The sequence below is a fragment of the Rahnella sp. CJA17(1/100) genome, assembly GCF_963881615.1.
GTDB lineage: Bacteria > Pseudomonadota > Gammaproteobacteria > Enterobacterales > Enterobacteriaceae > Rahnella > Rahnella aceris.
The window spans coordinates 61,522-80,755 of record NZ_CAWOJA010000055.1 but is presented as its reverse complement, the minus strand read 5'-3'; the positions used below and the strand labels follow the sequence as shown (position 1 = coordinate 80,755).

General features: G+C 54.6%; 16 protein-coding genes. 7 read left to right on the top strand and 9 right to left on the bottom strand.

Features of this window, described 5'->3' with window-relative positions:
• Positions 1-84: 84 nt before the first annotated feature.
• From AACU55_RS19470 to gudD, 4 genes are all read left to right on the top strand, one after another.
• Entirely contained in the window at positions 85-1,245 is a 1,161-nt protein-coding gene (locus AACU55_RS19470; protein WP_013576926.1) for a CdaR family transcriptional regulator, read from the top strand.
• A 226-nt stretch (positions 1,246-1,471) separates the two neighbouring features.
• The gene (locus tag AACU55_RS19465) at positions 1,472-2,845 is read left to right on the top strand and encodes an MFS transporter (RefSeq protein ID WP_013576925.1); all 1,374 of its coding nucleotides are present in this window, start codon (positions 1,472-1,474) and stop codon (positions 2,843-2,845) included.
• The gene (locus AACU55_RS19460) at positions 2,842-4,185 is read left to right on the top strand and encodes an enolase C-terminal domain-like protein (RefSeq protein ID WP_205960128.1); all 1,344 of its coding nucleotides are present in this window, start codon (positions 2,842-2,844) and stop codon (positions 4,183-4,185) included. Before AACU55_RS19465 ends, AACU55_RS19460 begins: the two co-directional genes overlap by 4 nt.
• A gap of 28 nt (positions 4,186-4,213) precedes the next feature.
• A complete protein-coding gene (gene gudD, locus AACU55_RS19455; protein ID WP_013576923.1) occupies positions 4,214-5,551 on the top strand; it encodes a glucarate dehydratase in 1,338 nt (445 codons plus the stop codon).
• Between the two features lie 61 nt (positions 5,552-5,612).
• On the opposite strand, the gene AACU55_RS19450 is transcribed toward gudD, so the two are convergent.
• Positions 5,613-6,431 (bottom strand): shikimate 5-dehydrogenase, encoded by an 819-nt coding sequence (locus tag AACU55_RS19450; RefSeq protein WP_013576922.1) that lies wholly within the window; start codon positions 6,429-6,431, stop codon positions 5,613-5,615.
• Positions 6,432-6,568: 137 nt separating this feature from the next.
• On the opposite strand from AACU55_RS19450, the gene alkB reads away from it, so the two are divergent.
• Entirely contained in the window at positions 6,569-7,222 is a 654-nt protein-coding gene (gene alkB / locus AACU55_RS19445) for a DNA oxidative demethylase AlkB (RefSeq protein WP_134705951.1), read from the top strand.
• 109 nt (positions 7,223-7,331) lie between these two features.
• Positions 7,332-7,811 carry a cold-shock protein gene (locus AACU55_RS19440; RefSeq protein WP_013576920.1) on the top strand — a complete coding sequence of 160 codons (480 nt, stop codon included), beginning with the start codon at positions 7,332-7,334 and terminating at the stop codon, positions 7,809-7,811.
• A 56-nt stretch (positions 7,812-7,867) separates the two neighbouring features.
• On the opposite strand, the gene AACU55_RS19435 is transcribed toward AACU55_RS19440, so the two are convergent.
• The 7 genes from AACU55_RS19435 to AACU55_RS19405 all read right to left on the bottom strand — a co-directional run bounded on the left by AACU55_RS19435 (position 7,868) and on the right by AACU55_RS19405 (position 15,706).
• Positions 7,868-8,836: a Csu type fimbrial protein gene (locus AACU55_RS19435; protein ID WP_013576919.1), complete on the bottom strand. Its 969-nt coding sequence runs from the start codon at positions 8,834-8,836 to the stop codon at positions 7,868-7,870.
• On the bottom strand, positions 8,833-11,280 hold the full coding sequence (locus tag AACU55_RS19430) for a fimbria/pilus outer membrane usher protein (RefSeq protein ID WP_134705950.1): 2,448 nt from the start codon (positions 11,278-11,280) through the stop codon (positions 8,833-8,835). The genes AACU55_RS19435 and AACU55_RS19430 overlap by 4 nt, the downstream gene beginning before the upstream one ends.
• An 18-nt stretch (positions 11,281-11,298) precedes the next feature.
• Positions 11,299-12,096 (bottom strand): fimbrial biogenesis chaperone, encoded by a 798-nt coding sequence (locus AACU55_RS19425; protein ID WP_134705949.1) that lies wholly within the window; start codon positions 12,094-12,096, stop codon positions 11,299-11,301.
• A gap of 19 nt (positions 12,097-12,115) precedes the next feature.
• Positions 12,116-12,661, bottom strand: coding sequence for a Csu type fimbrial protein (locus AACU55_RS19420; RefSeq protein ID WP_134705948.1), 546 nt, complete (start codon positions 12,659-12,661; stop codon positions 12,116-12,118).
• Positions 12,662-12,669: 8 nt separating this feature from the next.
• Positions 12,670-13,188 (bottom strand): Csu type fimbrial protein, encoded by a 519-nt coding sequence (locus tag AACU55_RS19415; RefSeq protein ID WP_134705947.1) that lies wholly within the window; start codon positions 13,186-13,188, stop codon positions 12,670-12,672.
• Positions 13,189-13,250: 62 nt separating this feature from the next.
• A complete protein-coding gene (locus AACU55_RS19410) occupies positions 13,251-13,796 on the bottom strand; it encodes a Csu type fimbrial protein (RefSeq protein WP_013576914.1) in 546 nt (181 codons plus the stop codon).
• A 413-nt stretch (positions 13,797-14,209) separates the two neighbouring features.
• Positions 14,210-15,706: an MFS transporter gene (locus AACU55_RS19405; RefSeq protein WP_037033352.1), complete on the bottom strand. Its 1,497-nt coding sequence runs from the start codon at positions 15,704-15,706 to the stop codon at positions 14,210-14,212.
• Positions 15,707-15,823: 117 nt separating this feature from the next.
• On the opposite strand from AACU55_RS19405, the gene AACU55_RS19400 reads away from it, so the two are divergent.
• Positions 15,824-16,720: a LysR substrate-binding domain-containing protein gene (locus AACU55_RS19400; protein ID WP_037033351.1), complete on the top strand. Its 897-nt coding sequence runs from the start codon at positions 15,824-15,826 to the stop codon at positions 16,718-16,720.
• Positions 16,721-16,783: 63 nt separating this feature from the next.
• Here AACU55_RS19400 and AACU55_RS19395 read toward each other — a convergent pair whose 3' ends face one another.
• Positions 16,784-18,889: a glycosyl hydrolase family 18 protein gene (locus tag AACU55_RS19395; protein WP_134705946.1), complete on the bottom strand. Its 2,106-nt coding sequence runs from the start codon at positions 18,887-18,889 to the stop codon at positions 16,784-16,786.
• Positions 18,890-19,234 lie beyond the last annotated feature (345 nt).

Genomic DNA, 19,234 nt, shown 5'->3' with positions numbered 1-19,234 from the left:
CTCTTTGGGCATTTGCATAATGTATGGGCATCGCGGCCTGAGTATGCTGTTTTAACAACGATAAAACAGCAAGGCAGGGGTTCCATGTCGGCATATCATCTCGATGCAAAGCTGGCGCAACAAATTGTTGCCCGCACAATGCAAATTATTGATAGTAATGTGAATGTCATGGATGGTCGCGGACGGATTATCGGCAGCGGCGATGATCAGCGTCTTGGTGAATTGCACGAAGGCGCACTGCTGGCGATTTCGCAGGAGCGCATTGTCGACATCGACGAGGGCGTTGCACGGCATTTGCACGGTGTACGTCCGGGCATCAACCTGCCGTTGCGTATTGACGGTCAGATCGTGGGCGTTATCGGCCTGACGGGCAATCCGTCCCAGTTGCGTCAGTATGGCGAGCTGGTGTGTATGACCGCCGAAATGATGCTCGAACAGGCGCGTCTGCTGCACATGCTGGCGCAGGACAGCCGTCTGCGGGAAGAACTGGTGCTTAACCTGATTCGTGTGGATGAACTCTCTCCGGCGCTGATGGAGTGGGCGCAGCGTCTGGGCATCGACCTCAACCGGCCACGTGTCGCGGCGGTGGTGGAAGTCGACAGCGGCCAGCTCGGCGTCGACTCTGCCATGGCAGAACTGCAACAACTGCAAACTTTACTGACCACGCCGGAGCGTGACAACCTGATCGCTATCGTTTCCCTCACCGAAATGGTGGTGCTGAAACCGGCCCTGAACAGCTACGATCGCTGGGATCCGGAGGGCCACCGCCAGCGCATTGATCATCTGCTGTCGCGCATGACCGAAACCGGTCGTCTGCGCGTGCGCATTTCCCTTGGCAACTTTTTTACCGGCCCTGGCAGCATCGCCCGTTCTTATCGCACCGCACGTACCACCATGAGTGTGGGCAAACAGCGGATGCCGGAACAGCGGTGTTACTTCTATCAGGATCTGATCTTACCCGTGCTGCTCGACAGCCTGCGCGGTGGCTGGCAGGCCGATGAACTGGTGCGTCCGCTGGCGCGTCTGAAAGCGACGGATGGCAACGGATTACTGCGCCGCACGCTGACGTCGTGGTTCCACCATAATGTTCAGCCGACCGCTACGTCTAAGGCACTGTATATTCATCGTAATACGCTGGAATATCGCCTCAACCGTATCTCGGAATTAACCGGCCTGGATCTGGGGAACTTCGACGATCGTTTATTGCTGTACGTGGCCCTGCAATTAGATAACAACCATCTGTGACCGCCATCACAGCCGTTTCATTTTTTGTGAAACAACTCGCACGTCGCTGGGCATTTGCCTCAGGATAAATGCAAAGGGCTATTTATGCTTGGTTGATTGCCCAATGAGTAAAGGGAATGTTGTTCATATACTGGCTGCGTTCCTTCCTCTCTGAACCCTACAGTTCTGTGAATGGAATGACTTTTATCTCTGTTTAGAGGCGTTGTCATTAATTCCGGAGAACACCATGGAAACTACCGTTTCAGCAGCCAGTGCCGTCAAAAAAAGAACTAACGCGCGCTACTGGATAGTGGTGATGTTATTTATTGTCACCTCATTTAATTACGGCGATCGTGCCACGTTATCCATTGCCGGTTCGGCGATGGCCAAAGATATCGGGCTGGATTCCGTCGGGATGGGTTATATCTTCTCGGCATTTTCCTGGGCATATGTCATCGGGCAAATACCCGGTGGCTGGCTGCTCGATAAATTCGGTTCGAAAAAAGTTTATTTCTACAGCATTTTCATCTGGTCGTTATTCACCCTGCTGCAAGGCTTTGTCGATGTCTTCAGCGGCTTCGGCATTGTGGTATCGCTGTTTGCTTTACGTTTTCTGGTTGGCCTGGCCGAAGCGCCGTCCTTCCCCGGCAACAGCCGTATCGTCGCAGCCTGGTTCCCGGCTCAGGAACGTGGCACCGCAGTCTCTATTTTTAACTCAGCGCAGTACTTCGCCACGGTTATTTTCGCCCCGATCATGGGCTGGCTGACGCACGAAGTGGGCTGGTCACACGTCTTCTTCTTCATGGGCGGTCTGGGGATCGTGCTGAGTTTCATCTGGCTGAAAGTGATCCACGATCCTAAAGATCATCCGGGCGTAAATCAGGCCGAACTTGATTACATGGAAGCCGGTGGTGCGCTGATCAATATGGATCAGAAAATCACCAAAAAAGCCGTCGTAAAAGGTGAAAAAACCTTCCAGATGAAACAGTTACTGAAATCCCGCATGATGATTGGCATTTACATCGGCCAGTACTGCATCAACGCGCTGACCTATTTCTTCATCACCTGGTTCCCGGTGTATCTGGTTCAGGCGCGCGGTATGTCGATACTTAAAGCAGGCATGGTGGCCTCAGTACCGGCGATTTGCGGATTCCTCGGCGGCGTACTGGGTGGAATTATCTCCGACTGGCTGATGCGCAGAACCAGCAACCTGACACTGTCGCGCAAGGCTCCGATTGTGATCGGTATGCTCTTGTCGATGTCGATGATTTTCTGCAACTACGTCGATACCGAATGGATGGTGGTTGGCATTATGGCATTCGCCTTCTTCGGTAAAGGTCTGGGTGCGCTGGGCTGGGCGGTGATGGCCGATACCGCACCGAAAGAAATCAGCGGGCTGAGCGGCGGATTGTTCAACATGTTCGGTAACGTCTCCGGCATCATCACGCCGATCGCTATCGGCTACATTATCGGGACCACCGGTTCCTTCAATGGCGCGCTGATTTATGTCGGCATCCACGCACTGCTCGCCGTCGTCAGTTACGTGTTTATTGTCGGAAAAATCGAACGTATTCAGCTTCGCCCGTACCACGGTACAGGCACAGTAAAAGGGGAAAGATGATGAGTACGCAATCCTCACCGGTTATCACGGATATGCAGGTCATTCCTGTGGCAGGGCATGACAGCATGCTGATGAATATTGGTGGCGCGCACGGTGCTTACTTCACCCGCAATATCGTTATCCTCAAGGACAGCGCCGGGAACATCGGTGTCGGCGAAGCGCCGGGCGGGGAGGTGATTTACAACACGCTGGTGGAGGCCATTGCTCAGGTGAAAGGCCAGGAAGTGGCGCGCATGAACCGGCTGGTGCATCAGATCCACGTCGGCAATCAGTCATCGGATTTTGACTCTTTCGGTAAAGGTGCGTGGACGTTCGAACTGCGCGTTAACGCCGTCGCCGCACTGGAAGCCGCGCTGCTGGATCTGATGGGCAAATTCCTCGGCGTGCCGGTGTGTGAACTGCTCGGGCCGGGCAAACAGCGCGACGAAGTCACGGTGCTCGGTTATCTGTTTTATATCGGTGACCGGCAGAAAACCGATTTGCCGTATCAGGAAGGGGAACGCAGCCATCACGACTGGTATCACCTGCGTCATCAGGAAGCGATGAACAGTGAGGCGGTGGTGCGGCTGGCCGAAGCGGCGCAGGATCGCTATGGCTTCAAAGATTTCAAACTCAAAGGCGGCGTGCTGCCGGGCGAGCAGGAGATCGAGGCGGTTAAAGCACTGGCAAAACGCTTCCCTGATGCGCGGATCACGGTTGATCCGAACGGCGCGTGGCTGCTGGATGAAGCAATCGACCTGTGCAAAGACCTGCACGGTATCCTCAGTTATGCCGAAGATCCGTGCGGTGCGGAGCAGGGTTTTTCCGGCCGCGAAGTGATGGCGGAATTCCGCCGTGCCACCGGTTTGCCGGTCGCCACAAACATGATTGCCACTAACTGGCGCGAGATGCAGCACGCGGTGATGTTGCAGTCGGTGGATATTCCGCTGGCGGATCCGCATTTCTGGACCATGCATGGCGCGGTGCGGGTCGCACAACTTTGTGATGAGTGGGGCCTGACGTGGGGCTGCCATTCGAATAACCATTTCGACATTTCGCTGGCGATGTTTACCCATGTCGGTGCAGCCGTACCGGGTAAACCGACAGCGATAGATACGCACTGGATCTGGCAGGAAGGCAACCAGCGCCTGACCAAAGAGCCGCTGCAAATTGTGAACGGGAAAATCAAAGTGCCTGAAAAACCGGGGCTGGGCGTGGAGATCGACATGGATCAAATCCATCGCGCCCACGAGCTGCACCGGAAACTGCCGACCGGTGCGCGCAACGATGCCGCCGCGATGCAGTATCTGATCCCCGGCTGGACATTCGATCGCAAGCGCCCGGCACTGGGGCGTGGTTAACGGAATCTGAATTCACTAAGGAGTAAGCATGACCTCTTCATCTACACCTAAAATTGTCTCCATGCAGGTGATCCCGGTGGCCGGGCACGACAGCATGTTGCTTAATCTCAGCGGCGCACATGCCCCTTTCTTCACCCGCAACATCCTGATCCTCAAGGACAGCAGCGGTAACACCGGCGTCGGTGAAGTGCCGGGCGGCGAGAAAATTCGTCAGACGCTGGATGATTCCGCGTTGCTGGTGATTGGCAAAACGCTGGGTGAATACAAAAATGTGATGACCGCCGTGCGGGAAAAATTCGCCGACCGTGATGCCTCTGGCCGCGGTTTGCAGACTTTTGATTTGCGTACCACTATCCACGTCGTGACGGCGATCGAAGCCGCGATGCTGGACTTGCTCGGCAAGCATCTGGGCGTCACCGTGGCATCATTGCTGGGCGACGGGCAGCAACGTGATGAAGTCGAAATGCTCGGCTATCTGTTCTACGTCGGCGACCGTAACAAAACCTCACTGGGCTATCAGAGCCAGCCGGGCGACAGTTGCGACTGGTATCGCCTGCGCCATGAAGAGGCGCTGACACCGGCGGCGGTGGTGCGTCTGGCGGAAGCAGCATATGAAAAATACGGCTTTAATGATTTCAAACTGAAAGGCGGCGTACTGGCAGGCAGCGAAGAGGCTGAAGCCGTGACGGCGCTGGCGCAACGTTTCCCGCAGGCGCGGATCACGCTTGATCCCAACGGTGCCTGGTCGCTGAATGAAGCGATTGCGCTCGGCAAACAACTGCGCGGTGTGCTGGCGTATGCGGAAGATCCATGCGGTGCAGAGCAGGGCTTCTCCGGGCGCGAAGTGATGGCCGAATTCCGTCAGGCAACCGGTTTGCCGACGGCCACCAATATGATCGCCACCGACTGGCGTCAGATGGGGCATACCATCCAGCTGAAATCCGTGGATATTCCGCTGGCGGATCCGCACTTCTGGACGATGCAGGGGTCAGTTCGCGTCGCGCAGATGTGCCACGAATGGGGGCTGACCTGGGGTTCGCACTCTAACAATCACTTTGATATTTCACTGGCGATGTTTACCCAGGTGGCCGCCGCTGCGCCGGGTAAAATCACTGCCATCGATACGCACTGGATCTGGCAGGAAGGCAATCAGCGCCTGACCAAAGAACCGTTGCAGATCAAAGGCGGTAAGGTGCGCGTGCCGGAACAACCGGGTCTGGGCGTTGAGCTGGATATGGATCAGGTGATGAAGGCGCACGAGCTGTACAAAGGCATGGGGCTGGGTGCCCGTGACGATGCGCAGGGCATGCAGTTCCTGGTGCCGGACTGGAAGTTTGATCCGAAAAAACCGTGTCTGGTGCGGTAAGTGATATGCAACTATAAAAAAGCCTCTCCGGTGAGAGGCTTTTTACGTTCTGACAGGAAACTCAGCCCCGTGCGTGTGCCGCGGCCTTTTCTATCTGTTCATCCGAAGGGCGTACACCGGTATACAGCACGAACTGCTCGACGGCCTGCAGTGTGGCGACTTCCGCACCGGTAATCACTTTCTTGCCGTGTTCGCGGCCGTAGCGGATCAGCGGGGTTTCTACCGGCAGCGCGACGACGTCAAAGACGATGCTGGCGCGGTCAATCACCGCAGGTTCAAAGGCCAGTGAATCCACTTCCGGCCCGCCCGCCATGCCGATTGGCGTGACATTCACCACCATATCCACGGCAACATCGCCGACTTCTGCTTTCCATTCATAACCGTATTCTTCTGCCAGCGCACGGCCGTTAGCTTCGTTGCGGGCAATGATGTAGCCCTTTTTGAAACCGGCATCACGAATGGCCGCGACCACGGCTTTGCCCATGCCGCCGCTGCCGCGCAGGGCGAAAACGGCATCACGCGGCACCTGATGGCTGTCGAGCAGTTTGGCGACCGCGATGTAATCCGTGTTGTAGGCGCGCAGGAAGCCGTCGTCATTGACGATGGTATTCACCGACTGAATGGCTGTCGCGGAAGGATCCAACTCATCGAGGAAAGGAATGCAGGCTTCCTTGAACGGCATCGAGACCGCGCAGCCGCGAATGCCCAGTGCGCGTACGCCTTTCACTGCGGCTTCGATGTCTTGGGTGGAAAATGCTTTGTAGACGAAGTTCAGGTCTAACGCCTGATAAAGGCTGTTATGAAAACGGGTACCGAAATTGCCCGGACGACCGGAAAGGGACATACACAACTGCGTGTCTTTGTTAATTTCCCGACTCATTTCATTCTCCTTTTAAGATGTTCTTTATGACCTTACGGCCTCTTAATGAACCTTAGCTGAAACGATCCGCCCCGACAATCTGCCTCTGTCTCAAATCGGCTGTTATACTTAACAGATGCGTGAACACGGAGGCTGATATGAATTTGGACTTGTTTGATCACCCCGATTTTCACCCCAACTGGCGCGAAGAACTGTGCCCGGGCGCGGTGGTATTGCGCGGTGCGGCGCTGGCAGAGGATGTCGCGTTGCTGGCGGAAATCGACCGGATCGCCGGGCTGGTGCCTTTTCAGTATCGCGCCACGCCGGGCGGTTATGCGATGTCGGTGGCAATGACCAATTGCGGTGATCTCGGCTGGGTGACGGACAGGGCGGGTTATCGCTACCAGGCCACCTCGCCGGAAAGTCATCAGCAATGGCCGCCGATGCCGGAATTGTTTCGTTCGCTTGCCGTCAGCGCGGCGGAACAGGCGGGTTTTGCAGGCTTTGAGCCAGATGCCTGTCTGATCAACCGCTATCAGCCGGGGGCGAAAATGAGCCTGCATCAGGACAAAGACGAGCACGATTTCGGCCAGCCGATCGTCTCTGTCTCACTGGGCTTACCGGCTGTTTTCCAGTTTGGCGGCATGGAGCGCAGTGATAAAACCCAGCGTGTGCCGCTGATGCATGGCGATATTGTGGTGTGGGGCGGCCCGTCGCGGCTGCGTTATCACGGCGTATTGCCACTGAAAGCGGGCGAGCATCCGCTGACCGGATCGTACCGGTTTAATCTTACGTTCCGTAAAGCGACGTAATTCCGTGGGGATCAGGCAGTAAAGCACAGGACTTTGTCCGCATTCTGCTTTACACTGCCGCCCTGCAAAAAATGACATGTTGAATAAATAATTACTTAGGCGGTAAGCGATGAACGGCGTAATCACAACCTGGTTTGAAGATAAAGGTTTCGGTTTTATCAAAGATGAAAACGGCGATAACCGTTATTTCCACGTGATTAAAGTTGCAAACCCTGAGCTGATTAAAAAAGATGCGGCAGTCACCTTTGAGCCGACCACCAACAACAAAGGCCTTTCCGCCTTTGCGGTGAAAGTCGAGCCGGAGAGCAAATACATCTTTATTGCCGGTGAGCGTATCAAAATCACCAGCATCAAATCCTTCCTGGCGTTTAACGAAGAGGTTCCTGCTGAAACCAAAATCGACAAAGAAAACGCTGTGCTTTCCGTCGGATTGTTGATGAACCGTATCCGCCCGCAGGAAGAAGAAAAAAAAGCGGAGATGCGCACCATGAAAAAGTTGCTGATCACCACTTTCCAGAACAGCACCTATGTGTTCACTGAAGATGAAATTGACGTGGATGCCACCGTCAAGACGCTGAAAGCGCTGTAATATCCCTTCTCAAACCGGTGCACATCCGTGGCACCGGTTCTGCTTTCCCTTCTTTCTTAATATGTCACCGTGACCGTCACCATATCGCTGTAGTTACCTGCGGGCTGATTGCTTTGCGCCAGATTTACGGATGCGGTATATGGAAACGATTGTGAAGTGCCGGTGCCGGTTGCGCTGCTGTCGGTGGAAGCCGTCCATACCGTGCTGTCACCTTTAAATATCTGATATTGCAGATAACGGGTGGTGCCGCCGACGGTGGAGGCCATCTGCCGGTATTGTCCGGACACCGGCACGCTGCTGGTCAGGTTGACGGAATAGCTGGCGTTCAGGGTGCAGCGTACGCTGATAGTATTTGCTACCACGGTGGTCAGGCCGGAAGGCAGTGCAGCACTGCCGAAACCCACATTGGGCGCGCTGTCGATATAACAGAAATTGGTGACATTGAGCGTCAGGGCGACATTGCCCGACACGTTACCGGAGTCTGCGAGACACAGTAAGGTGCCGATAGCCACTGAACACATATTCCATGTCCATGAGATGGGAATGACATCGGTATAAGTGCCTGCGGCCAGATTGGAAATGGCGACCGGCCGGACGTAGAGAGGTAAGGTGCTGTTGGGGCCGGAAAACAAGCCGAGTAATCCCAGCGCCGTGGTGCTGCTCCAGCTGATGGTATCGCCCTGATTATAAACGGCACTGCAGCTGGCATCCTTGCACAGGCTGTAGGGTAAATACTGCCCCGTTGTCCCGCTGTAAAGTCTGGGCTGCGAGTTGCTGGGATGCTGAGTCACGCCGATAAACGCGGTGATGGTATTGGTGCCTGCGATGTTAAGCAGCCCGCCAGTACAACTTAATCCGCTGCCCCCTGAGGTGATCAGCGGCGATGAACTGACTGCAAACGAGTTTTGTGTGCCCAGCGTAATGCTCCCGGGCGCCGTCGTGCATCCCGCTTTTGCCCACCACGTTGTACCCAGCAACAGCATCAGCAATAATCCGCGATGCATCTGCTGCCTGAAAATCCTCATGATTTATCTCCTGCCGTTGTTTTCGCTGTGCCGCCGGGGCATGTCAGCGGGCCGACCTGCTCAATGCTGTGACGGGCAGGGTTCAGGGTGAAACTGACCCGGCAAAGCGAATGATCTTCCGTCTGGATATTCAGCACGTTGTTTTCCTGTAAGTGCGAGAAGTACACCAGCCCGTCGTAACCGGTGACGGTGGTCTGTTCTGTGTTTTGTTCCGTAACCAGCGTGCCGGGCTTCAGTGGCTGTCCGGCGGCGTCATGCAGGGTGATATTGGCGGACAGCACTTTTTCGACGCTGAATTTCACCACCACGCCGCTGCCTTGTTTCACCGCGATGCGGTCATTAACGTTACTGGCGACCACATCGGCGGGCAGCGGCAGGGTGTCGATTTCCACTTTGGCCGGATAATACGAACTGACGGTCGGGATCAGCAGGTGGCCGTTTTTATCCGTTTTGCCCATTTTCTGATTCTCGAACAGCACGGGAACATCCGCGTAATGATCGGTATCTACCACGATAAAGGCATCGTTGATCTTATCCGACAGGAACCAGTCATTGGCCATGAACACCACGGATCCGCTCAGATCTGCCCAGTGGGTGTAATCGCCCCGATTGCCGTAGAACCCACCCTGCAGGGTCGCGTAGCGGGATTTCCAGGTGGCGTCGGCCTGCTGATACGGATTGTTGCCGCCGCTGTAAGCCAGATTCCAGCCCAGACCGCCGTCGGTTGGCGCGGCTTTGCTGGCACCGGTTTGCTCCTGATAATTACCCGCACTGTCGCGCTGTACGCCCGCATTCATATTGATGTTGGTGCCAATCGGAATGATGAACTGCAACTGCGCGCTGTAGCCGGTATCGCCCAGCGTTTTATTGAGGGATAAAAACATGCTGCTTTGTCCCCACAGCGAGCGGCTGTAAGAAAAATTCACCAGCCGCGTATGCGAATTGTCATAGGCTTCGACATCGTAATATCCGATGCCCATCGTGCCGTTAGCGTTCCCGAACGGCGACGCGCTGAACGTCACCTGATCTGCCTGACGGCTTAACCGCGTGTCGCTGGTGTAAGACGTGATGTCCTGATAACCCGCCGTGCGTTTTGAGCGCAGAGCAGACAGGCTGAATACCGTCGAATAGTAGGAATAGCCCAGCGTGTATTGGCTGCCGTCTTTTTTATCGGTCACGTTCTCGCCCCGCGCACGGTCGGCTTTACTCTGGCTGCCTGAAACACTCAGTGTGCCCCAGGTGCTGACCGCGATATCGGTGCCCAATCCGCCCAGCGCCAGACCCTGTACGATTTCGGAATGGCCGGACAGCGTCAGGTAATCGCTCAGCCCGTATCGGTAAATCCCGCTGAATGCGGCATCTGAATAGTCACCGTTGGTGACGCCATAATTATTACGTACAGCCCCGAGCGAGAAATCGAAATCGCTGAGGCTTTTGCGCAGCAACGTGTTGGAAACGTAAAACGGCACGCTGGTCGAGACCTGACGTCCGACCGCATCGGTGGTCACAATCGTCGCTTCACCGGCGCCATTGATATACGGCACGTTGGTCAGGGTAAAAGGCCCGGAATTGAGGTTATTACTGCTGGCCTTGTAGCCATTCAGAAACAAATCAACCGTGGTCGGTACCGCCGCCGTGCCGCTGTATTGCAGCAACGGGTAGGTCACCAGATCCGGACGCACGCCAAAGTTACGGCTGATACGCAGGCCACCCATCCGCGCCGAATTACTCCACGTCAGGGAATCGCTGACGAAATCCCCGACCTGATAGCTGATCAGATTTTTCTCGTCGGTGAAACGCCAGAACGTGTCGTAGCGCAGATAGCCGTCCTGCGTGGTCTGGCCGCCGTTGCTGTTGTCGGCGTTATCAATGTTGTAGCGGTAAGTGCCGGTATTGGTGACCAGTCCGAGGCTGCTGAATAACCGTTGCTCCATCCAGGTGGCGACAGACTTCGCACCGCCGGGTGGATCGGTGTAGTACGAATCATAGTTAAACAACAGGCCGGTGCTGCTTTGCGACGGCGTGTAATTCATCAGCGGATCGCCGCTGACATTCTGGTTCGGCAGCCAGGCATCTGGCACCGTTAACACCAGTTGCTGGGTGGCCGAATCGTATCTGGCTTTTACGTCCGGCAATTCGCCGACATTGATCAGCCCCTGCCGGCCATTAATGTGGATGTGATTCTTCGCCAGAACACCGGCTTCGACGAAGTAGGCGTTATTGCGATACGTCACCGGCACGACCTGATTATCTGTCTGACCGTTGACCACAACCGACAGATAAAACATGGCGTCCGTGACCACCGGTGCCGCACGCGGGGCATCAGGCAGTGAAGAATATTCCTGCGCCTGTGCACTGAGCGTACTCAGGCATATCAGGCACAGGCTTCCCCGGAAATAAAGCGGTCGCTGATGACCTTCCCGGAGAAGACGTCTGATTGTCATTCGTTGCGGCTCCTGCTGTTACTGGCCGCGTGGAATGACAATCGGTTGGGTGTTATCGGCAATCTGCGCATTGAGTTGCGCCCCTGGCGTCACACCTGCGGGCACCGGCCAGCGCATTTGTTGTCCCGGCAATACATAACCCATAAAGCCGCCCACCATGGTTTTTACGCCTTGTTTCTGGTTACCCGTCGCCGACCAGAAAACGTTACTCAGGCGCGCATGGACGAGGCCGGTATTACTCACCTGCAAATAGGTTTTCCCGCCCTCGGACACCGTACGCCAGGTGAGGATCGGGCGCGTCGCCGTGGAAGGGTCGCGTTTCATATCCGCGCGATCGTTGGTCCACAAATTGCCGCCATCCATAAACAGCGGCAGTAAATAACGCATCTGCAATTGCAGACCGACGACCGCTTTGTCTTTGCCCTCACCGGCACTGTTCAGCGGAGAAGGGATTTCATCAATAATGATGCGATACGCCTGCTCGGTATTGGCCGGAACCGGGATATTGCGGATCAGGCGGATCAACTGACGCTGCCCCGGTGGCACGGTAGCAAATGGCGGGCTGGCGACCACGTTGGTCTGATCGGCATACTTCTCGTTAAAATTCTCCTGCTTCCAGGCCAGTACGCGCACCTGCAAGGACACCGGTTCCGCGCCACGGTTTTCCAGCCACAGGGCAGATCCGTTCTGATCGGATTCAATAATCTGATAGACCGGCCAGACCAGCACCGAACTGGCAGCCTGTGCATTCACGCAAGACAGAAAGGCACCGAGCAATGCGGCGGTGGTGAAAAGGCGTAGAAACAGTGTCTTCATATTTTTATATCCTGATGATTCAATAAGTTAACGTGACAGTGACGGTATCGGTATACGTCCCGGCGGAAGGCAGAGGGGTCACAGCGTATAAACGTGCATAAACCGGGTAGGTTTGCGAGGTATCCGGAAAACTGGGGATGGACATCACCAGCGCGCCATTGCCCCAGACCAGACTGCGGGCGGCATCGCGGAAAAGCTGGTAGCCCAGCAGATCGGTATTGGTGGTGTTTTGCATATAGCGACGTGTGGCGGTGCCGCCGTGAGTGCCGTAATCCATGGCAATACTGACGGAGGTACCCGGCGTGCAGGTGACGACCACGGAACCTGCGCCCGCGCTGCTGACAATATCGACGTTGCTGGCGATGTCCGACAGGGAGCCGAAGTTGAGGGTGCCGAGACTGGAGATCGGGCTGGCAAGCGAGCTGCCAAATACGCAGCCATTGGTGAGGGTCGCCGAAACGGTAAACGTCGTGGTTGCCGTGGCGGCACGCGCTGAACTGCACAATATCAGCAGCAATAACATCATCGGTAACAACACGGACGGAAAACGCAGGCTGGCAGGCATCGTCACCTCTACCAGGATACGGTGACATTCACCGTATCCTGATAAACACCGGCGGCAGGCGTGGTCTGTGCCGGAACGCGGCCATAGACCGTGCTCCACTGATCCGCGCCGTTACCGGTGCCGCTGACGCCGGTGGTGTTGTCCCACACGGTGGTGCGTGCCGCCGAGGTGTAAAGGTTGTACTGCAACGTCTCGGCGCTGTTGGTGGTATTGACCATTCTGCGGGCGGTAACCACACCGCTGCTGCCGCCATCCATGACAATTTTGTAGGTCAGCCCGCTCACACATTTTACGCGGATCGAACCCGCCAGTTGTGCGCTGGTAGCATTCACCGCGCTGGTGAGCGACGCATAATTGCCAAAATTCAGCGTACCGAAACGGGTGCTGCCGGACGTCGTGGTTCCCGCTTCACAGGCGGGCAGCAACGTGGCACTGATGCCTATCGTTGCCGCCTGACTCAGCGGAATGTGCAACTGCACCGACACCAGCAGGGTGGCAGGCAGTAGCCGCAGTACCTTGATGTCCATGATTTTTCCTTCCTTGAACCGAAAGCCAGTCAGAGCCGGACCCGGCGCTGAGGGAAAAACGCTTACCAGGAAAGAGTGGCAACAACGGTATCGTTATAGGTTCCTGCAGCCGGCGTGGTGCTGGTCTGGTCAGCAGGCAGCACACGACCGTAAATCGGGATATTTTGCGCCGTGGTCCCTGTGGTGAGCGTAATTGGCGTATTAATCGCGATTTCGGTGGTACGTGCGGTATCGGAATAGAGGCGGTAAGGAATACTGTTGCCGCTGGATGTCATGGAACGCAGCCCGCCGGTTGCCGCCAGTCCGCCGTTCAGTGACAGCGTCGGGGTCAGTCCTGTGCTACAGGCGATGGTGACGGCACCGGTGCCGTCAGCGCCGAATACGGTCCCGTTAATAACGCTGGTCAGATCCGCGTAGTTACCAAAATTCAGCGTACCCCACTGGTTGGTTCCCCCCGTTGATGTGCCGTTACCGACAGTACAACCTGTGCTGATGGTGAGCTGAACGCCTACCTGGCCTGTTAAGGTACCGGCGGCCTGTGCACCTGCGACTAAAGTCAGCGTCGCCGCAGAAAGCACGGCCAGTAATAATGATTTTTTTTCGCCCATGATGACTCCCAAAATAACTTACACGGATGTGTATTCATGCAACGGCGTTGCATGTGGAAATCCTCTGGTGGTTAATAGTTAACGCAAAAAACGGCAAGAAAAGCCGGTAATAAACAGCGTGCAGGCCGGGTATTATGTTTTCCCTTCACAACGGAGCGGAGCCCTGACCTTATGTGCATGATGAAAAACGCAGTCATGGTTAAATATAAGTTAATAAATTTACCTTAAGGGACTCTTTTCATTATTTTTGTCAATAAGGATAAAAATTCTATAAATTACAAATTATAAAATTTTAATCCTGTTTATATTGATTTTTATTGGTTAATTATTGTGTTACCTAAACAAAAAGATGAGGGTGTTTAACATTTACTTTTGTATGGACATGGGTTTCTTCCCGCGATTGGTTAACAGTGCTACTGATGTTTACCGCGCAGCGCCAGCAACACCAGCAGCGCAGAGAACAGCGTAATCGCCATCAGACACAACAGTAAGGGATGCAATGAGACGGCATAAAGCTGCTGAAGCTGCGCCGTACTGGCTTGTGTAATAAGCTGCTGTGCCACGGTAAGATTACCGGTCGCCAGCCGTTGCGCCGCCTGGCTGATGGCCTCCGGACTGATCGCATCGCCGGTAAAGCGGGCCGCCAGTGCGTTGTGCGTTAACATCGACAGAATAGCGCCGACAATCGCCAGCGAGATGCCTTCTCCGGCCACGCGTGTGGTGCTGAAAATGCCGGTTGCCATGCCCGCCCGTTCTTTCGGCACCACGCTCACCGACAATCCATCCATCAGCCCCCATGGCAAACCGGTACCGATGCCGACAACCACCATCGGCGCAATCATGCCAGTGACATCCTGCGCCAGCACCGCCTGACTGAGCCAGCCCAAACCGGCGGCGGCAATCACTAAACCTGATGTGCACAACACGCCTGCCGAAATCCAGCGCGTCAGCCACGCGGCCAGCAGTGGCACAATCAGCATCGGGACAGAAAGTGCCATCATCATCAGCCCGGCGCGTTCTTCGCTCAGTCCGGAGACCCCGATAAATAGCATCGGCAACACCACCAGCAGCACCACGAAACAGAAACCCGTCGCCAGCGGAAGTGCCTGCACACCGATAAAACGGATATAACGGAACAGGGATAAATCCAGCATCGGGTTTTTCACCCGCAGCTCAACAACCACAAATACCGCCAGCAACAGCGCCGCGCCTCCCAGCAGGGAAAGTACCCGTGTACTGTGCAGACCAGACTGTGGAATTTCCATAAGCGCCCAGGTCAGCAATGCCAGCATGGCGGTAAAGGACAGCGTCCCCGGCCAGTCGATGCCGGTTGCCTGCGGATTCCGCGTTTCACGCATTTTTCCGGCGCCCGTTATCAGGGAAAGAACGGCAATCACCGTCGCGGAGAAAAACACCGAACGCCAGCCGAAGTTTGCGATAAGCACGCCCGCGAGAAAGGGGCCGAAGGCCAGTCCGACGCCAAAACTGCTGCCCATCAGGCTGAAAGCCCGGGTACGCGCTGCGCCATCGAATTCCTGCGCCAGAGCAGCCGCACCACCGGCCAGCGCACCGGCAGCAGCAATACCCTGTGCGGCGCGCAGTAAATCAATCCACAGCAAACTGCTGCTGAAAGCCTGGAGTAACGACAACAGCGCAAACAGCGAAACGCCGCTGACGAACACTTTTTTGCGCCCCAGTTCATCGGCCAGCGCCCCGGCCGCCATCAGAAAACAGCCGAATGTGAGCATGAACGAATTGGTGATCCAGCTCAGTGCCTGGGCGCTGCCGCCAAGTTCACGGGCAATGGCGGGTGTTGCCACCGCACCGCTGACAAAATTGAGCGGCAAAATTACCGCCGCCAGACACACGGTAAATAGCACCTGCAGGCTGCCTGATGAAGATGAGGTCATTGTTCGCTTTCCTGATATTGGGGTATAACAGTGATGATAAATTGTCTTGAATATGGCGGAAACAGGCTGTAAGTCCGAGAATTACGGACTAAATCGCTCGAATAAACAGGAGTGAAAATGGAAAATCTCAACGGCCTGCTGGCCTTTGTTCGCGCTGCCCAAAGTCAGAGTTTTGCCGCAGCAGCGGAGCGCATGGGCATTTCGGCCTCGGCGGTGGGGAAAAGCGTGGCGCGCCTTGAGGAAAAACTCAGTGTGCGACTCTTCAACCGCAGTACGCGGCGTATCAGCCTGACCGATGAGGGCCAGCTATTTTTTGAACGCTGCCAGCATATTGTTTCGCAACTGGAAGAGGCAGAGCAGGAACTGGTAAGGATCTCTGCTGTGCCGCGCGGCAAATTACGCATCACCGCGCCGGCCATCGGCTATCGCATACTGCTGCCGCATTTGCCGGAATTCCGTCAGCGTTATCCCGATGTCGAGCTGGATCTGGATTTCAGTGATCGCATGGTGGATGTCATTGATGAAGGATTTGATATCGCCATCCGCAGCGGGGAACTGAACAGTTCGCAGATGATGTCGCGACGCCTCGGGCCGTTTCGTTTTGCGATTGTCGGCGCGCCACATTATTTCGCCGGACATCCTGCGCCGCTTACGCCTGACGACCTTTATCAGCACGCTTGTTTGCGCTACCGCTTTCCGGGCAACGGACAATGGCAGGAATGGGAGATGACCAGCGTGACACCGCCGGAACTGCCGCTGGCACTGAGCAGTAACAATCTGGAGTCGATTTTACAGGCGACGATACAGGGACTGGGACTGGCGTATGTGCCGGAATTCATCGTGCGGCCATATCTTGAATCCGGTGAGCTTATTTCGGTACTGCCTGCGTATCTTAAAGAAGGCGGGAAGTTTTCGGTGGTCTGGCCGAGCAGCCGCCATATGCTGCCAAAAGTGCGGGTGTTTATTGATTTTCTGACCGAAAAACAGGTCCTGGGAGATATCACAACCGCATAAAAAAAACGGGGCACAAGGCCCCGTGAGAATTTTTAACGCGCATCAGAACATGTCACCAAGAGATCAGATTTGCTTCCACTGTGACCATTCGCCGGTAAATTCGGCTTTGCCCGGCTGATTGCCCTGCGTCCAGTAGTTGGCCTGGTAGTCTTTACCGTTCAGGCTGACTTTGTCGCCGGTGTTGTACACTTTGCTGGCATCCCAGGTGGCATATTTGCCCGCCGGAGAAGGCGTTGGTGTAGGTTCTGGCGTTGGCACAGGCGTTGGCACAGGCGTTGGCACAGGCGTTGGCACAGGCGTAGGTTCTGGCGTTGGCTCCGGTGTCGGTTCCGGTGTTGGCTCTGGCTCAACGGCTGCGTTACCCAGCACTGTTACCACGATGCTTTTCGATACCGATTTTTCACCGTGTTCATCGGTGACTACCAGTGTGAAGTTGAAGTCAGATTTACTGACCAGCTCTGGTGCGGTGAAGTCTGCGGATACCGCATCGTACGAGGACAGTGCGATGGCGGCTGGTGCAGTCCATTTGTAGGTGAGTTTATCGTTGTCTTTATCGGCAGAACCTGCCGCGCTCAGACGCACTTTGGCACCGCTGAACACCTGCAGGGCAATATCACCGGTAGGCGCAGTATTGGTTTCTGAAGGGACTTCATCTTCCGGAACCTGACCGTCGATATTGACACCTTCAAAGTAGAAAGGCGCCATATCGATAACCTGATTCTGGATAGTACAACCCAGACCTTCGCGTGCCGCATTGACCAGCAGACCGTTGTCCTGATCGATAGTCCAGGTGAACAGTGCGCCCAGTCCTTTTTCAACCACATAACGGCCTTTTTCACGCACGGTACGTGGGGTATCAATGGACATGAAAATGCCGGTGTCTTTGTTATAAAGATAATCAGCATCAGCGACCTGATCGGTATACACCTGGAAGCCATTGCGTCCTGACTGATTTTCCAGATCCAGGTAGTTATTCACCATGTCGTACCATTCGGTGGTACCGCTTTCGAATGTACCGACAGTGGTTTTACCTTCAACAGGAGTATAGGTACCTTCTAAAGGAGAATAGCTTTCCAGTACCGCATTTTGCGCGTTACGGGAATAGGCCGCATAGCCGACATTCATGCGGTCAGCCGGGAACCCTTTCGACAGCAGATAGTTAATGATGGTGTCAATGCCCCAGCCGCCTTCAACCAATGCATGTAAATTGGTGTGATGCGACAATTTTTCTGCCCACGGCGTACCGAAAAAGTCATAGGTCATCAGGTTAACGCCGTACAGACCGGCTTCAAGCAGGGCCGGAACGTTGGATTTTTCCAAAATAGTGACCACGGCGGAGCTGGCAATACTGATTTTTACATCAGAACGTTTGATGGCGGCCATCTGTTTGGTGATTTCAGCAATCAGCAGCGCATAGTTCGCGCCATCATTATCATCATACGGGTTGTTATTCCCGGTGTTGCCCGGGTATTCCCAGTCGATATCCACTTCGCTGAACATCGGGAAACGGGTGAACAGACTGGCAATACTTTTCGCGAAGATGGTACGACCTTCTGCGGTTTTTGCCATATTGTGGAAGCCGTTACTCAACGTCCAGCCACCAATACTCATCGAAAGCACCAGATCATGACCCACTGCTTTGGCGCGTTTTTGCAGGTCACGTAAGCCACCGACCAGACCTTTTACATTGGCTTGCGTCGCGCTGGCCGGAGAAAGTTCCACCCAGCCCGGATTGTCCAGGTTGTTATTGACGGAGGAGCCAAAGTCACCCCACGGATCCAGGAACGTCGCCTGATGGGTGGTTTTACCCAGTTGTTGTGCGGCATTGGCCACGGTATTGGCTTTTTCACCCTGGTCGCCAACAATCCCAACGAAACCAAAGATGATTTTGTCGTAAGCAGTCGGTGGAATGTTTGCGAGGTCAAAACCACGGCCACGGGCTTCTTTGCCAGCCTGCGAATTCTGCAGACGGCCATCATATTGTGACCAGTCGGTGTAATAGCCAAATACTTTTGGCTTATTCGCCGTATTGTATTTGTTATAAACCGGTTTCGTCACACGTGCCGACGTATAGCTGTAATTTTCAGTTTCTGTGGCTGGATTAAAACCGTCCAGAGTATAAGAGGATTGGGTTAACTCATCGGTCTTAATGATTTTGCTGGTAGACATAGTGTTTTCCTAAATTTTGAATGAGTACATAAACAGCCGGTTGCTGCTGGTGGATATATTCGATCCGGAAATAAAAACCGACAAATCATATTGAGATATAAATAAAATTGACTAATATAAAATTTATGGTTGTTTTTTGAACGGCGAAATTTAGCGGGTTTTATCGTCATCAATAATCACGTTGATGATAAAAAGACATATCACAAATTAATCATAAAAAGCATTGATTTTCAGCTTGTTGAATGCTTTCTGCATGTTGAGTGAGAATTAAGTGGTTTTTGAGTTTTACTTAATATCCCCCCGTTTTTTTTGATTCAGTCACATCTTAACTAAAATACTTAATAT

Bases quoted from the DNA above. Each gene is read 5' to 3' on its own strand.
- AACU55_RS19470 (WP_013576926.1), top strand. From the start codon at position 85: ATGTCGGCATATCATCTCGATGCAAAGCTGGCGCAACAAATTGTTGCC.
- AACU55_RS19465 (WP_013576925.1), top strand. From the start codon at position 1,472: ATGGAAACTACCGTTTCAGCAGCCAGTGCCGTCAAAAAAAGAACTAAC.
- AACU55_RS19460 (WP_205960128.1), top strand. From the start codon at position 2,842: ATGATGAGTACGCAATCCTCACCGGTTATCACGGATATGCAGGTCATT.
- gudD (WP_013576923.1), top strand. From the start codon at position 4,214: ATGACCTCTTCATCTACACCTAAAATTGTCTCCATGCAGGTGATCCCG.
- AACU55_RS19450 (WP_013576922.1), bottom strand. From the start codon at position 6,431: ATGAGTCGGGAAATTAACAAAGACACGCAGTTGTGTATGTCCCTTTCC.
- alkB (WP_134705951.1), top strand. From the start codon at position 6,569: ATGAATTTGGACTTGTTTGATCACCCCGATTTTCACCCCAACTGGCGC.
- AACU55_RS19440 (WP_013576920.1), top strand. From the start codon at position 7,332: ATGAACGGCGTAATCACAACCTGGTTTGAAGATAAAGGTTTCGGTTTT.
- AACU55_RS19435 (WP_013576919.1), bottom strand. From the start codon at position 8,836: ATGAGGATTTTCAGGCAGCAGATGCATCGCGGATTATTGCTGATGCTG.
- AACU55_RS19430 (WP_134705950.1), bottom strand. From the start codon at position 11,280: ATGACAATCAGACGTCTTCTCCGGGAAGGTCATCAGCGACCGCTTTAT.
- AACU55_RS19425 (WP_134705949.1), bottom strand. From the start codon at position 12,096: ATGAAGACACTGTTTCTACGCCTTTTCACCACCGCCGCATTGCTCGGT.
- AACU55_RS19420 (WP_134705948.1), bottom strand. From the start codon at position 12,661: ATGCCTGCCAGCCTGCGTTTTCCGTCCGTGTTGTTACCGATGATGTTA.
- AACU55_RS19415 (WP_134705947.1), bottom strand. From the start codon at position 13,188: ATGGACATCAAGGTACTGCGGCTACTGCCTGCCACCCTGCTGGTGTCG.
- AACU55_RS19410 (WP_013576914.1), bottom strand. From the start codon at position 13,796: ATGGGCGAAAAAAAATCATTATTACTGGCCGTGCTTTCTGCGGCGACG.
- AACU55_RS19405 (WP_037033352.1), bottom strand. From the start codon at position 15,706: ATGACCTCATCTTCATCAGGCAGCCTGCAGGTGCTATTTACCGTGTGT.
- AACU55_RS19400 (WP_037033351.1), top strand. From the start codon at position 15,824: ATGGAAAATCTCAACGGCCTGCTGGCCTTTGTTCGCGCTGCCCAAAGT.
- AACU55_RS19395 (WP_134705946.1), bottom strand. From the start codon at position 18,889: ATGTCTACCAGCAAAATCATTAAGACCGATGAGTTAACCCAATCCTCT.